Below are 13,440 nucleotides of genomic sequence, written 5' to 3'. Positions count from 1 at the left end.
CTCCGCCGCGCTGCGTCTCCCGTCACGGCCGCACCAGCGAGTGCAGCGCCACGAACGCGACCGGCGTGTACGGCGCGACGACGAGCGCAGGGCCGTCGGTGACGAGCCAGGTCCGCGAGCCGGTGCCGTCGGCCTCGACCCCGTGCTGCAGGACGAGCCGGACCGGGCCGACCGCGACCCGCCACGTCCAGGTCCGCGCCGCCTCGTCCACGGCGAGCACCGTGAACGGCACGTGCACCACCCCGGCCGCCCGGACCACGCCCTCCAGGCCCGGCACGAGCCGGCGCGCGGGCGCGGTCACCCCGGTGATCTGGGGGGCCCAGCGCGGCCAGGCGTCGAGGTCCGCGTAGCGCTCCCACGCCTCGTCGGCGGACAGGGTGCCTCGGGCGGCGACGGTGGTGCGCACGGGAGCGGGTGTACCCGCCGTCGGGAACGCGACTCCTCGCGACACGCGTCGGTACCATCGCGTACCGTCCTCCCATGATCCGGGACACGGTCCGGTGGGCCGCCACGCACGGCCTGATGCGGGCCGCGATCCGCCGTCAGGCCCGCCGCGGCAACGACGACGCCGCGCTGCTGCTCGACCCCGAGCTCCAGGGCGACCCGTTCGCCCACTACGAGAGCCTCCGCCGCCACCGACCCTTCGCACCCGGGGCGTTCTCGCGGGTGACGGTGCACCACGGCGTGTGCACCGAGGTGCTGCGCAGCGAGGACTTCGGCGTGGCGGACCGCGACGGCTCGATGCCGGCCCCGGTGCGGCTCGCCCTGCGGGTCGCCGGTCCGCCCGCGCACCCGGGGCCGATCGACCCGCCCTCGATGCTCGCGGTGGACGCCCCGGACCACGCCCGCTACCGGCGGCTGGTCACCCGCGCGTTCACGGCCAAGCGCGTCGCGGCGCTGCGCGGACGGACCGAGGAGATCGCGGAGGAACTGCTCGACACGCTCGACGACGGGTCGGGGCCGGTCGACCTCGTCGCGCGCTACGCGAGCCTGCTCCCGGTCACGGTCATCTCCGAGATGCTCGGGGTGCCGACCTCGATGCGCGAGCAGTTCCTGGCCTGGGGCGACGGCGCCGCCGCGTCGCTGGACCTCGGTCTGCCGCGGGAGCGGTGGGCGAGCGTGCAGACCAACGTGGCCGCCCTGCACGACTGGATGACCGGACACCTGCGGCGGCTGCGCGCCCGGCCGGGCGACGACCTGCTCTCCAGCCTCGTCACCACCGCCGACGACGACGGGTCGCACCTGACCGAGCGCGAACTGGTCGCGACGGCGCTGCTGGTGCTCGCGGCCGGGTTCGAGACGACGGTCAACCTCATCGGCAACGGCACCCGGCTGCTCCTCGACCACCCCGACCAGCGGGACCGCCTCGCCGCGGACCCGTCGCTCTGGGCGAACGCGGTCGACGAGGTGCTGCGGGTGGAGTCGCCGGTCTCGCGGACCGCGCGCTCGGCGAAGCGGGACACCGTGGTGGCGGGGCAGGAGGTGCCCGCCGGCTCGCTGGTGGTGACCGTGCTCGCCGCCGCGAACCGCGACCCGGACGTGTTCGCCGATCCCGACGCGTTCGACGTCGGCCGGTCGAACGCCCGCGACCACGTCGCCTTCTCCAACGGCGTGCACTACTGCCTCGGCGCCGCCCTGGCCCGCATGGAGGGCGAGGTGGCGCTGCGCGCCCTGTTCGAGCGCTACCCCGGGCTCGCGGCGGCCGGGGAGCCGGTGCGGCGCCCCACCCGCATCCTGCGCGGGTACGAGCACCTCCCGGTGGTGACCGGGCGCCGCTCGCTCACAGTGTGATCGGCAGACCCAGCAGCGCGAGGCCGTCCGGGGAGAGCGAGACGGTGTACGGGCGACCCGGCGGCTGGGCGATGAGGCGCGCGAGCCCGGCCCGGATGAGGCGGTGACCCGCGAACTGGTCGGTGCACGGCCGTCCGTCGACGAGCAGGCCCTCCGACCGGTCGGGGCTCATCGTGCACCGGCCGGCGGCCACGGCCATGAGGATGGCCCGGTCGCGCGGGGTCATCTCCTCCGGGTCGACCGGGGCGACCTCCTCCGGAGGGCGGCGGGGGACGGGCACGGCCGGGTGCGGCACCCGGGCTGCGCCACGACGGGGTCCGCGGGCGGGAACGGTCACGACGGTCTCCTCGACGAGGGGGGAACCCGGCGGGTGCCCGCACCATCGCTGGGCCGAACGGGTTATGCCGGGGTCATCGCGGGCCTTCGCGGCAGCGTTAGTCGGTTGCCCACAACCGTCACCGGTTCGAGTGACCGAGCCCGTATCCGACCGTCTCGGGAATCCCCGAGACGGTCGCAGACACCCCGATCCGGCTTCAGGGTCCGACCCCGAGGTGCTCGCCCGCGCACGGCGGGACAGTGGTCGCCATGAGCGAGCAGAGCACCGACGGCCCCGCCACCCCGGTCGACGAGACGGTCGCCCCGCCGGCGCCGCCCGCGAGCGGCGACCTGCCCCCGTCCCCGGCGGACCTCCCGGTGGACCACGACGACCGCGAGCACGTCGTCGGCCTGCTGCACGACGCGGTCGGCCGCGGCCTGCTCGACACCCTGGAGTTCGACCGACGCTCCGGGCTCGCAATCGCCGCCCGGACCCGGCGCGACCTGAACTCCCTGGTCGTCGACCTGCCGCTCGACCACCCCGACCGCGCCCGCGCGCGCACCGAGGCCGAGTCACGCGAGCGGCGTCAGGCCCCGCGCGACGCGTGGTCCGCCGGGGACACCAGCGGCACCGTCGCGCTGCACGCCACGCTCGGGTCGGTGAAGCGTCGCGGCGCGTGGGCGGTCCCCCGGCGTCTGGAGATCGACGGCTGGCTCGGGTCGGCCGAGCTCGACCTCACCGAGGCCGTCATCGACCACGACGTCGTCGAGATCGACGTCGACATGACCCTGGGCTCGGTCGAACTGCGGCTGCCCGAGACGGCGAGCGCCTCCCTCGACGGCGTCAGCGCGACCGCCGGCAGCGTCGAGGACAAGCGGCGCGGCGGCTCCGCCGTCGGGCGCCCGCACGTGGTGGTCACCGGCCGCGTCGCCCTCGGGTCGGTGGAGGTGAAGGGCCCGCGGTGGTGGCGGTGAGCGCCCCTAGGTGAAGGCGCCCAGCCCCGTGATCTCGCGCCCGACGATCAACGTCTGGATCGTCTCGGTGCCCTCGAAGGTGTGCACCGACTCGATGTCGGCCATGTGCCGCATGACGTGGTTGTCGAGCAGGATGCCGTTGCCGCCGAGCAGGTCGCGCGCCTCGGAGAGGATCCACCGGGCCTTCGAGGTGTTGTTCATCTTCGCCAGGCCCGCGATGGTCGGCGACAGGTCGCCCTCCTCGGCCAGCTGCGCGATCTGCATGCAGTAGAGCTGCATGCCGGTCAGCTCGGCGAGCATCTTCACCAGCCGCTGCTGGACGATCTGCAGCGAGGCGAGCGGCTTCCCGAACTGCGTGCGCTCCAGGGCGTAGCGCAGGGCGGCGTCGTACCCGGCGGTCGCGTGACCGAGGGCGATCCACGCGCAGGTGCCGCGCGTGGTGGCGAGGACCCGCCCGGTGTCCTTGAAGGTCCGGGCCCCGGGGAGCCGGTCGGACTCGGGGACGCGGACGCCGTCGAGATGGATGTCGGCCTGCCACACCGAGCGCATCGAGCCCTTGCGCGGGATCACGCTGGCCGCGTAGCCCGGCGTCGTGGTGTCGACGACGAAACCGTGGACGTCGCCGGACTCGGTGTTCCGCGCCCAGACCACCGTGCGGTGGGCCACCGAGCCGTTGCCGATCCAGCGCTTGCGACCGTCGAGGACCCACTCGTCGCCGTCCCGGCGGGCCGTCGTCTCCAGCGACACCGAGTCGGACCCGTGGTCGGGCTCGGTCAGCCCGAACGCCCCGACGATGTCCAGGCGGGCCATCCCGGGCAGGAACCGCGCGCGCTGCTCGTCCGAGCCGAGCATGTCGATGGCCTTCATCGCGAGGCCCGACTGCACGGCGTGGAACGTCGCGAGGCTGCCGTCGCCGCGCGCCAGCTCCATTGCCACCAGGCCGCAGGACAGCGGGTCGAGCCCCGGACAGCCGTTGCCCTCGATGTCGTCACCGACGACCCCGAGCTCCGGCAGCCGGTTGATGACCTCCCACGACATCTGCGCCGCGTCCCACGCCTCGGCCGCCACGGGCAGGACCTCGTGGTCCACGAACTTGCGCACCGCCATGAACGTGTCCCACTGCTGCGGGTTGAAGCGGTGGCGCACCGAGAAGTAGTCGGTGCCCAGGGCCTCGGTGAGCTGGTGCGGTGCCCCCGACGGGTCGGCTCCGGTGTCGATCGCCATGACGCGTCCTTCCCGACGACAGGTCCTCCTCCCGTCTGTGCCCGACGTCACCCGGAGGAAACCCCGGTCCTTCCGCAGGACCATAGGGTCCGGGACGTGGACGACATCCTGCGCACCGAGCGTCTCGCGACGGTCCGAGGGTTCCGGGCCCTCGACGACGGGAGCTGGGAGCGGCCCAGCCTGTGCGCGGGGTGGACGACCCGGGAGGTGCTCGCCCACCTGGTCACGCCCTTCGCGGTGTCGCTCCCGCGCATGGCGCTGTCGATCCTGCGCCACCGCGGGCCGGCCGGCGCCATGGACGCCTGGGCGCGCCACCTCGCGGCCCGGCCGGTGGACGAGCTGCTCGACCTGCTCGAGACGCACGCCGGCTCGACCTTCCGGCCGCCCGGGCTGCCGCTCGCGGCCCCGCTGACCGACGTCCTCGTGCACACCGTCGACGTGCGCTGGGCGCTGGAGGACGCCCCGAACGTCGACCACGTCGACCCCGCGCACGTGCTGCCGTCGCTGCGGTTCCTCACCACGACGAAGGCCGTGGGCGTCTTCCTGCCCCGGGGCCGGCTCGACGGGGTCCGGCTCGTGGCCGACGACGTCGACTTCGCGCACGGCTCCGGTGACGTCGTGTCCGGGCCCGCGCTCGCCCTCGCGGCGGGGACCTGCGGGCGGGCGCCGGCTCTGGCGCTCCTCGACGGGCCCGGCGTGGAACGCTGGCGGGGGTGAGGACGCGACTGCTCTCCGGCCTGCGGGTCGGCCTGCTCGTCGGTCTCCTGCTCGCCGCGGTCGGCGCCGCGGGCCTGCTCACCGGCACCGGGGTGTGGCTGACCGCGACGCTCGGCCCCACCGCCTACCTGCTCGTGGCCCACCCGTCGGACGTCACCGCCCGGGCGCGCAACGCGATCATCGGACACTCCTCCGCCCTCGTCACGGGCCTGCTCGCACTCGCCGTGTTCGGCCTGTGGCACGCGCCGTCGGTCGTCGCGACCCACCACGAGTCGTGGCCGCAGATCGCGGCGCAGGGCTGCGCGATCGCGCTGACGCTGGTGGTGCTGACCGTCGCCGACGCCCACCACGCTCCCGCCGGCGCCACTGCCCTGCTCGTCAGCTCGGGCATCGCGGCGCCGGGGACGCCGCTGCTCGGCCTGGTCGTGGGGCTGGCGCTCGTCCTCGGCCTCGCGCCCGTGCTCGCACGGCGGCTGCGGCCGGAACCCGCCCGCGCTCGCTGAGGACCGGCGACCCGGCACGACGACGGCCCCGGTCGCGGGTGCGACCGGGGCCGGTGTCGGGGGAGCGTTCGCGGGGAGACCCTGCCCGCCCCCCTCGTGCGGGCAGGGAGCCTGCATCAGGCGATGTGCCGCCCGCTGATGGACCGGGCGATGACCAGCTGCTGGATCTGCTCGGTGCCCTCGAAGATGTCGTAGATCTTGCAGCGCTACCAAGCGACCTGCGGCGCTGGACGTCGGTAGGCCAACGACCAGCGCTGGAGGTGCTCGACACTTCTCAGGTCCGCTCGGCCTTACCCGACCTCCGACGGCCTCCTGACGGCCTGACGGCGGCGCTGATGAGCGTCGGTATCCTGTCACGTTGTGTCACCAGGGCGAGCGGACTCCACTGCTGGAGGAGGCCAGTGGCCCGCGGTCGGTCGGCGGTCGATACCGCCGAACAGCTTCCTCAAGGGGCAGTCCGTCGAGTACCTCGGCTACCGAGGGGGCCGACAGGTCTGGCGCTCCACGACGGAGAAGCGCCTCTACACCTGGGACGACCTCCATGGACACGTCGAGGCCTTCAACCTCCGAGGTCGGCATGTCGCTGTCCTGGACGCCGTTCACGGTGTCATGATTGGGGAGGCCATAGCAGGGAGGAAGATCAATGTCTAGCAGGCGCACCTTCATGGAGGCCTGCCTGGCTGGGGCAGCCCTCCTCGACGACGTGGACGACTGGGTAGAAGATTGGCACGAGGCAGATGGGCAGCCGAATGGCTACGAGGTCGCGCTCCGCGAATATCTTGGATTGTCGACGCTCGAATACGCCGCTTGGGCCGAACGTCCAAGCCTTCTACGCTCGATAGTTGCGGGCCGGGAACAGGGTCGATCATTTCAAGATGTTAATAATGATGCCGACCTAGCCTTGGTGGCTGCTCGCACTAAGAAAGACGAAGATGCGAAGAACCTAGTAAGATGGCTTCAGGAAACTGGCCGGCTTGACGAACCCTCATGAGGCTATCGCCGACCTGATTGTGAGTCGGAATGATCTGCACCCCCCAGTGGACGTACTCGCACTGCTGACAGAGAAGGCCGACGTCGAAAACGCCAGTTGGTCATTCGATTGCGACGGAGTAGTTCACGGACTCTCCAGCCGTCCACGACCGAAGGTCTTCCTTCGCAAGAACCAACCCCGCAATAGATGGCCTTTCTCGGCGGCTCACGAGTTTGGCCATGTGATGATCCCGTGGCATGTGGAGAATGCGACGTGTCACGTAGGTCGAGTTGGTACGAGGAAGTACGAAGTGCAGGCCAACGAGTTCGCCTCCCGAGTCCTGGTCCCTCAAAGATACCTAGAAAGTCTCGTGGGCCAGGCTCGCGAGCCCGACGAGTGGCTCGAACTCTTGGATCGATGTGAAATCAGCGCGCACGCCAGCATACTTGCACTTCGCAGAATCCTTCCGGCGGGATTTCTGTACGTTATAGAGCAGGCCAATACTCCTGACGTCGTTGTCGAATCGGTCGGTACGAACCTTTACGCGCCCAATCTCATCACCTCGCACGAAAATCTAGTTCGCGGCAGCGAACACCATGGCTATAGCGAGTTCCGCGGGCGCGACGTTCGCTGGTACCGCTACACCAAGGACGAGAATCCGGTCAGCCCTCACGATGGTCGCGCGGCGAAGTCGATCCTCGAGGGAGTGTTGGAGCGACTAGGCCGAAGTCTTTCGGACGGCCGGGACAGAAAGACCTCGCTTGCCGCGAGTATAGGCGGCAAGCTGAGGAACCGGGGAAACTTAGACGCAGCGCAGATGTACGGGATAGTGGTCTATCATCTCTCGTCCGACCCGGAATGGGCCGATTTCCTGCGGGACTCGGAGTTCCGCGACTATCTGGGCAAGCGCATGCACGAGATGAATCGCCAGCAGTGAGGTGCGAGTGACGAGGCTGTCGTAGCTCGGGCCGCGGCCCCGGCCCGCCGGAGCGGAGCGGGAGGCCAGGGCCGAGGGCCAAGCGGCCCGCGCACGGCGCCGGAGGCGCCGCCTTGACTGAAGAGAGGTCAATTCGGCAATGCGCTTACAGAACCTCGCGGTAGGCGCTGACGTTCCGGCCGAGGATGCGCTCCTGGCGGTTGAGGACCTCGACGTAATCGTTGCGGGTCTGCTCGGTGCTGACCTTGAGGACGGCCGTGATCTCGGCCCAGCTGGCGCCGTCACGGCGCGCGGCGTAGATCGCCTGCCACTGCCACCCGGTCAGGAGCGCTACGAGCTCGGTGCTGTCGCGCAGCGCGTCCAGGGGGCTCGGGGTCGGCGCCTCCGTGGGCGCATGCGCGAGGGCGCGGCTCATGACGTCGTTGGCGGACCAGTTCTCCCATGTGGCGAGGAGATCGCGGAGCACGGTCATGGGGGCCTCCAAGCGAAGCCAGGGCTGTCGGCCCCGGGTCGAGGTGGCGGGGTGCTGCCCCCGCCACGCTTGGAGCGCCTGAGCATGGGCGCGGAGGCTCGCGATCAAGGGCGGACGGAGTCCGTCGCGCAGCGATGCGCAGCACCCTTGAACGTGAGGGCGCCCGTGTGACGCTCCCGGGGCCGACAGACCGCTCGCCGCAGGCGGGTCCTTCGTGGCCTCCGGCCGCGCGGCCTTGAGCTGCACTCGGCTCGCTCGGCCCTGATACGCCCGGATACAGCCCGATACGGTCGGGGCTGTGCAGGACGAGCGGACTCCCGAGGAGCTGAGGACCAAGGTCTTCGGCGAGCGCACGATCTATGACAACCAGTGGGTCCGGCTCACGCTGATGGACATCGAGCCCCCGGACGGGCACCGGTTCGAATACCACGTCGTCCGGCTCGGGCGGGTCGCGATCGCCGCAGTGATCAACGAGGCAGACGAGGTCTTGATGATGTGGCGCCACCGGTTCGCGGTGGATCAGTGGGGCTGGGAGCTGCCCGGCGGGATCGTCGACGCTGGCGAGGACGGCGCCGCCGCGGCGGTCCGTGAAGTCGAGGAGGAGACCGGGTGGCGCCCGACCGGCAAGGCCCGGCACCTGGTGTCGTTCCAGCCGATGCCGGGGATGGTTGACACTCCGCATGAGCTGTACGCGCTGGAAGGCGCCGAGAACGTCGGCGAACCGCAGGACGCTGAGGAGGCTGCGGTCATCGAGTGGGTCCCGATGGCCAAGGTCATGGACCTGGTCAATGCTGGCGAGGTCGCCGGCTCCGGTTCGCTCGTGGCGCTGCTGCACCTGCTCGCTGACCGCGCCGCCCAGTAGCCAGGAAGGTCACGCCGCGATCATCGCTTGCTGGGGTGCCATCGATACGAGGTTCGCCGAAGTCAGGACCAGCCGCGCAACACATCGACGAGGGATAGTCCGCGATGGCGCAGGAGCAGCCAGGTTCGCCACGTCTTCATGGCCGACCACGCTGCCCCGGATCAAGGTTCGCGTCTATAAAACACATGTTTGGTACTCCGGGTTATGGTCCGACGACTTCGTCCCCGCCCCTCGCTGCTGCCCAGGCCAAGGCCGCCGACCGCATGCGCCAGACCACCCAGGAGACGCCGCGAGGAATACAGCCCCATCGAGCCCGTCGCCTGTACTGCACTCTCCCGGCTGCTCGAAGGCCGGTGCGGTCGGCAGTCGCGCCGGTTCCCCGCCGACGGGAGGTATGTCAGCCGCCAAGCCCTCCAGAGAGCAGGTCGATGATGAACCGCACGATGGTGAGCATGGCTGCGCCGGGCCCGAGGGCAACCGACAGACGAGCGCCCGCCGCGCGTAGCCGGTTCGTGTCGGTGGGGTCGTCAGCGGCACGGGTGATGTCTTGTGACGCTTCCCGCACCTCCTGATGCATGTGCTCGGGTAGCAGCGGAAGAATTTCCGTAGCCATGCGGCCTACGTCACGGAGACGCTCAGGGTCCGTAGTGATCTGCGTGAGCGACTGCTGCACGTCGCCGCTGGTGAAGGCGGCCGCCTGTCCATAGTCGCCCATAGTGATCGTCGTGTGGTTGATCGTGGTGCCACTCGTCGGCCGCCCGGCCGCCTCCCACGCGGAGGGATCGCCCTCGTACTCCTCAACACACTGGCGACCGAGGTCGGTCAAGCCGGTAGGCACCGGCACTGACGACTCCTCCATCGGGATGACCTCGATTAGCCGGAGCCTGGCGGCACGCTTCACGGCATGTCCGTAGTCCTCCGGACTGACCGGCTCGCCTTCGACGACTGGTTCGGTGGCCAGGTAGCTGGCCAAACCGTGTCGGGCGCCTTCGTTGTTGTATCCCCAGCGCAGCAAATGCTGCACGACAGCGTTGGTCCTGGTCACTGGTGACCACCAAGCCCGCCCGAAAGGGCGTCGATGATGAACCGTAGGACCACGAGCAGTGAGGCAGACGCCGCGAGGGCCGCAGCGAGCGCAGCGGCGGCCTGCTTCACCGTCAGCCGTGGTCGAGGCGAGCCGACAGCGTCTTCGGCGTCCTCCACGGCGCGCTCGATGTCAGTCCTGTACTGCTCCGGCACCAACGGGAGGACCTCGCGGCTCGCGCGTGCGACGTCACGGAGCCGATCAGGATCCTCGGTGACGTTCATCGTCTGCACGACATCGCGGCCGGCGAACGCGGCCGCTTGGCCGTAGTCGCCCTGATGAATCGTCACGTGCTGGTCTCCCGGGCCCCCCTGGGCCTGGCGGAATCTCGCTGGGTCGGCGTCGTAGTCATCAATGCACTCGCGACCGGGATCAAGCAGGTGCACACGCAGCGGTATTCGCGACCCCATCGCCTTGAGTCCCTTGATGAGGCCGTAGGACTCGACGCGAAGAACGGCTCGCTCTAGCTCCTGCTCGGTCACGGGGAGGTTGTCGACAAGCGGCTCGACGTCCAGATAGTCGTGCGGGTTTGGGTGGCGGGCCTCGTGCTCGTCAAGCCAGCGCAAGAAGGCGCGAGCCACGGCGTTCGTCCTCGTCGTAGTTGTCATGCAGTGGTCCTTCGTGGGGAGCGACCGTTCATCCAGAGTTAGGAAGTACGGGGGACGAACTCCGTGATACGCGCTCGGTGCGATCAGCTGCAGGAAACGAATTACATGGCGCGTTGAGCGGCGCCGCCGAAGAGACAAATGGCCGCCGTTGCGGCTCTGCTGCTCCATCTGCCGAATTCGTCCGGGCACGTCCGACGGCGCCTGCCGGTCCTGCTTCTTGGGTGGCGGCGAGAGTTGATCTCGATTCGATTCGAGGTGTTCAGCTGAGGTGGCCGGCCAGGGTGTAGCTGGCGTGGCGGGTCGAGGCGCCGCGGGCGTAGTCGAGGCGACGGATTGTCGATCAGCTCTCGGTTCTCTTCCGGGGTGAGGGCGCGGGGCCCGCCGGGCTCGGACTGGGAAGCTTGCTCGAGCCGACCGCCGGGTCAGGCGGCCAGCGCGTCCAGACGACGTCGCTGACGTACTGATCCGGCCTGACGGGCCAGAGCGCGACCTTCGGCGGCGTGACGTCGGGCCTCGGTGCGGTCGTGCTGGGCGAGCATCGCCGCGGCGAGGTCGCAGCGCAGGCTGGCCCCGGCGCGGGTGAAGGTCGGGTCCATCTGGTCGAGGGCGTTGACGAGGTCGCGGGTGGCGTCAGTGTCGCCGAGGCGGGCGAGGATGTTCCCCCGCCATCGAGCCAGGTGCCCGGGACCGAGCGCGATGTAGGGCAGGACAGCGGCCTCGGCGGGGTCTGCGGGAAGGGTGCCGTCGGCGAGGTCGAGCAGCCGGCGGGCGCCGAGCTCATCCCCGGTGCCTGCGGACATCTCGGCGCCGACTGCGGCCAACCACGCATGCAGCACCGGTGGGACCCGGGTCCCGGCCTCGGCGCGGGCGGCGTCGACCAGGGCGAGCCCGTCCGCTGGCTCGCCGATGTCGAGCAGCGCGTAGGCCTGCTCGCCCATGGCGTGGGCCAGCGCGGCCGGGTCGTCGGCCTCGCGGGCGGCGTGCTTGGCGATCTCGTAGAGCGACCAGGCGCGGGTGATGTCGCCGGTGTCGAGGGCCTGCCACCCACCGAGTGCTCCGGCGTCGGCGAGCACTCCGGCCAAAGGAGCCCGAGCGCCAGGCAGGACGGCGTGGGTCAGCAGCGACTCGATCGCCTCGGTGATCGACTTCAACCGGTCGAGCGCCCCGGGCGCCCCGAGCTGCCGGTCGAGCACGCGCGTCGTCTGGACCTGCTCGGCGAACGTCGCCGCCGAGGCCGGCCCGACCGAGTGGGACATGCTCACCGCGGTCCGCAGCGCCTCCGCCTGAGCGCTCCACGCGGAGACGATCGGCGGGAGGCCGAGTTCGGCGTCGGTGCGGCCGTAGGCAGCGCGCAACAGCTCCCGGTACATGACGTCGGGCTCGTGGTGCCCGTTCTCCCAGCGTGAGAGCTGGGTCTTCAACGACGCCGCGTTGGTGAGCGTGAGCCCGCGAGTCTTCGCCTGGCGGATCAGTTCCTGGACCGCCCGGGGCTGCGACCAGCCGAGCGCGGCGCGGGCGTCGCGTAGTGCCGTCACCTGCCGCACCCCCCAGCCAAGATCTTCGAACCTGTGATCGAGGGTGCCGCATTTCCCCTGCTCACGCCAGGGGTAACAACGCACTTGTTATCCCCGTGTCAACCCCTGGCAGCTCCCGCCAGGCGGGGTGATCGCCGTTTCCTGGCCTCACCGCGGAGAACGACTCCGCGGCGAACTGGAGGAACACAGAAATGGCGATCAAGCGACGTCTGCGGGTCTCGATGGAAGACGTGTTCCCGCACGGCGCATTCCTGACCACCGATGGCGCGGACGCGGTCCGCGACTTCGACCGGTCGAGCAAGGACAAGTTCGTGCAGCAGACCGACACCGTGACGGGGCTGCCGCTGTGGGAGGTCGGGGTCCACGACCCGGACCCCGAGGCCCGCAAGACCGAGCGGTCGGTGACGGTGAAGATCGCGGCCGAGGTTCAGCCCGTCCCACCGGAAGCGCTGCCCGGGCTGCCGTTCCGGCCGGTGGAGTTCGAGGGCCTGGAGCTGACGCCCTACATCGACACCAAGTCCTGCACCGGTCCCCAGGACGGGCGGCCGCACCGCTGCCGGGGTCGGGTGGCGTTCGGGCTGCGCGCGACCGGGATGCACGCCCCCAGCCAGAGCCGCCGCCACGCCTCCTCGACGGGCAAGTCGGCTGAGGCGGTGGCCTGATGCGCGGGCTGTCGGTGCGCCTGACCCCGATCGGTCGGGCCGAGGTGATCACCCCGCCGGACCAGACCCCGATCCTCGATGTCGTCGAGAACGCCCGCACGGTGCTCACCCTGACCCCGCGGCGCCTCGACGAGGTCGGCGACGAGGAGCTGGAGGCCGCCCGCTCCCTGCTCGCGGCCCTGCAGGTGTTCGTGACCGCTTGCGAGCGCTGGACGGCTCCCGCCGCCACGGTCGCCTCCCGCGTCCCGGGCCTCACCTCCGGGGGTGTGGCATGAGCACCACCGATCCGACGACCCGCCCGGCCCGCGCGGTGCGGCGGATGACTCGGGAGCGGCTGCGGGCCCTGGTCCGCGAGCTGGTCTTCGACGGCGGCTCAGTCCCCGACTGGCACGCCGACGCCGCCTGCTCGGGGATGGACGAGACCTTGTTCTTCCCGCCCACCGAGACCGGACCTCTCGGCGCTGCTCAGGTCGAGCAGGCCAAGCAGGTCTGCGCCGGGTGTCCGGTGCGGGCGGCGTGCCTGGCGGAGGCGATGACCCGCGAGTCCGCCTCGGCGCGTTACGGCGTGTTCGGCGGCCTCTCGGCCACCGAGCGGGGCCGGCTGTATGTCCAGTTGCGCGAGCACGCCCGCCGCCACGACGCCCTCGCCGAAGTGGCCGAGTCGTCGGGGGCGGTGGCGTGAGCGCCGCGGAGCAGGTCGCTGCGCGCTGTGAGGTCTGTCGCGCCCGCCTCACAGATGACCGGCCCCGCCGAGACCGCCGCCGGTGTGCCGGCCACCTCGACCA

Annotated in this window: 17 protein-coding genes; 10 read left to right on the top strand and 7 right to left on the bottom strand. The window is 70.9% G+C overall.

Features of this window, described 5'->3' with window-relative positions; genetic code table 11:
* Positions 1-22: 22 nt before the first annotated feature.
* Positions 23-406, bottom strand: a complete 384-nt coding sequence (locus QSK00_RS23180; protein ID WP_285594547.1) for an SRPBCC family protein — start codon at positions 404-406, stop codon at positions 23-25.
* A 74-nt stretch (positions 407-480) separates the two neighbouring features.
* On the opposite strand from QSK00_RS23180, the gene QSK00_RS23175 reads away from it, so the two are divergent.
* Entirely contained in the window at positions 481-1,791 is a 1,311-nt protein-coding gene (locus QSK00_RS23175; protein ID WP_285594546.1) for a cytochrome P450, read from the top strand.
* On the opposite strand, the gene QSK00_RS23170 is transcribed toward QSK00_RS23175, so the two are convergent.
* The gene (locus QSK00_RS23170; RefSeq protein ID WP_285594545.1) at positions 1,781-2,128 is read right to left on the bottom strand and encodes a hypothetical protein; all 348 of its coding nucleotides are present in this window, start codon (positions 2,126-2,128) and stop codon (positions 1,781-1,783) included. The two genes, QSK00_RS23175 and QSK00_RS23170, sit on opposite strands and share 11 nt — an antisense overlap.
* Positions 2,129-2,376: 248 nt before the next feature.
* On the opposite strand from QSK00_RS23170, the gene QSK00_RS23165 reads away from it, so the two are divergent.
* Positions 2,377-3,081, top strand: coding sequence for a DUF1707 SHOCT-like domain-containing protein (locus QSK00_RS23165; protein WP_285594544.1), 705 nt, complete (start codon positions 2,377-2,379; stop codon positions 3,079-3,081).
* Between the two features lie 6 nt (positions 3,082-3,087).
* Here QSK00_RS23165 and QSK00_RS23160 read toward each other — a convergent pair whose 3' ends face one another.
* Positions 3,088-4,305 carry an acyl-CoA dehydrogenase family protein gene (locus tag QSK00_RS23160; RefSeq protein WP_285594543.1) on the bottom strand — a complete coding sequence of 406 codons (1,218 nt, stop codon included), beginning with the start codon at positions 4,303-4,305 and terminating at the stop codon, positions 3,088-3,090.
* Between the two features lie 96 nt (positions 4,306-4,401).
* Here QSK00_RS23160 and QSK00_RS23155 point away from each other — a divergent pair, with 96 nt between their 5' ends.
* The 4 genes from QSK00_RS23155 (at position 4,402) to QSK00_RS23145 (ending at position 7,432) form a co-directional block, all read left to right on the top strand.
* Positions 4,402-5,022 carry a maleylpyruvate isomerase family mycothiol-dependent enzyme gene (locus QSK00_RS23155; RefSeq protein WP_285594542.1) on the top strand — a complete coding sequence of 207 codons (621 nt, stop codon included), beginning with the start codon at positions 4,402-4,404 and terminating at the stop codon, positions 5,020-5,022.
* Positions 5,019-5,525 carry an HPP family protein gene (locus tag QSK00_RS23150; RefSeq protein ID WP_285594541.1) on the top strand — a complete coding sequence of 169 codons (507 nt, stop codon included), beginning with the start codon at positions 5,019-5,021 and terminating at the stop codon, positions 5,523-5,525. The genes QSK00_RS23155 and QSK00_RS23150 overlap by 4 nt, the downstream gene beginning before the upstream one ends.
* Positions 5,526-5,885: 360 nt before the next feature.
* Complete coding sequence (locus QSK00_RS30440) at positions 5,886-6,176, top strand: colicin E3/pyocin S6 family cytotoxin (RefSeq protein WP_352231166.1); 291 nt, start codon at positions 5,886-5,888, stop codon at positions 6,174-6,176.
* Positions 6,177-6,535: 359 nt separating this feature from the next.
* On the top strand, positions 6,536-7,432 hold the full coding sequence (locus tag QSK00_RS23145; RefSeq protein ID WP_352231167.1) for an ImmA/IrrE family metallo-endopeptidase: 897 nt from the start codon (positions 6,536-6,538) through the stop codon (positions 7,430-7,432).
* Positions 7,433-7,577: 145 nt separating this feature from the next.
* On the opposite strand, the gene QSK00_RS23140 is transcribed toward QSK00_RS23145, so the two are convergent.
* Positions 7,578-7,904, bottom strand: coding sequence for a hypothetical protein (locus QSK00_RS23140; RefSeq protein WP_285594539.1), 327 nt, complete (start codon positions 7,902-7,904; stop codon positions 7,578-7,580).
* Positions 7,905-8,202: 298 nt separating this feature from the next.
* Here QSK00_RS23140 and QSK00_RS23135 point away from each other — a divergent pair, with 298 nt between their 5' ends.
* On the top strand, positions 8,203-8,766 hold the full coding sequence (locus QSK00_RS23135) for an NUDIX hydrolase (RefSeq protein ID WP_285594538.1): 564 nt from the start codon (positions 8,203-8,205) through the stop codon (positions 8,764-8,766).
* A 397-nt stretch (positions 8,767-9,163) separates the two neighbouring features.
* Here the strand turns inward: QSK00_RS23135 and QSK00_RS23130 are convergent, their stop codons facing one another.
* The 3 genes from QSK00_RS23130 to QSK00_RS23120 form a co-directional block, all read right to left on the bottom strand.
* Positions 9,164-9,811 (bottom strand): hypothetical protein, encoded by a 648-nt coding sequence (locus QSK00_RS23130; RefSeq protein WP_285594536.1) that lies wholly within the window; start codon positions 9,809-9,811, stop codon positions 9,164-9,166.
* A complete protein-coding gene (locus tag QSK00_RS23125; RefSeq protein ID WP_285594535.1) occupies positions 9,808-10,431 on the bottom strand; it encodes a hypothetical protein in 624 nt (207 codons plus the stop codon). The genes QSK00_RS23130 and QSK00_RS23125 overlap by 4 nt, the downstream gene beginning before the upstream one ends.
* Before the next feature lie 449 nt (positions 10,432-10,880).
* Positions 10,881-11,993, bottom strand: a complete 1,113-nt coding sequence (locus QSK00_RS23120) for an NsdA family TPR-like regulatory protein (RefSeq protein ID WP_285594533.1) — start codon at positions 11,991-11,993, stop codon at positions 10,881-10,883.
* A gap of 191 nt (positions 11,994-12,184) precedes the next feature.
* Between QSK00_RS23120 and QSK00_RS23115 the strand changes: the two genes are divergently transcribed.
* The 3 genes from QSK00_RS23115 to QSK00_RS23105 are packed head-to-tail and all read left to right on the top strand — an operon-like array spanning position 12,185 to position 13,337.
* On the top strand, positions 12,185-12,655 hold the full coding sequence (locus tag QSK00_RS23115; protein ID WP_285594531.1) for a plasmid replication, integration and excision activator: 471 nt from the start codon (positions 12,185-12,187) through the stop codon (positions 12,653-12,655).
* The gene (locus QSK00_RS23110) at positions 12,655-12,930 is read left to right on the top strand and encodes a hypothetical protein (RefSeq protein WP_285594529.1); all 276 of its coding nucleotides are present in this window, start codon (positions 12,655-12,657) and stop codon (positions 12,928-12,930) included. The genes QSK00_RS23115 and QSK00_RS23110 overlap by 1 nt, the downstream gene beginning before the upstream one ends.
* Entirely contained in the window at positions 12,927-13,337 is a 411-nt protein-coding gene (locus QSK00_RS23105; protein WP_352231165.1) for a WhiB family transcriptional regulator, read from the top strand. Before QSK00_RS23110 ends, QSK00_RS23105 begins: the two co-directional genes overlap by 4 nt.
* Positions 13,338-13,440: the final 103 nt, after the last annotated feature.

The sequence above is a fragment of the Actinomycetospora sp. NBRC 106378 genome, from assembly GCF_030269685.1.
GTDB lineage: Bacteria > Actinomycetota > Actinomycetes > Mycobacteriales > Pseudonocardiaceae > Actinomycetospora.
The sequence above is the reverse complement of the archived record's forward strand: the minus strand, read 5'-3'. Positions and strand labels throughout refer to the sequence as shown.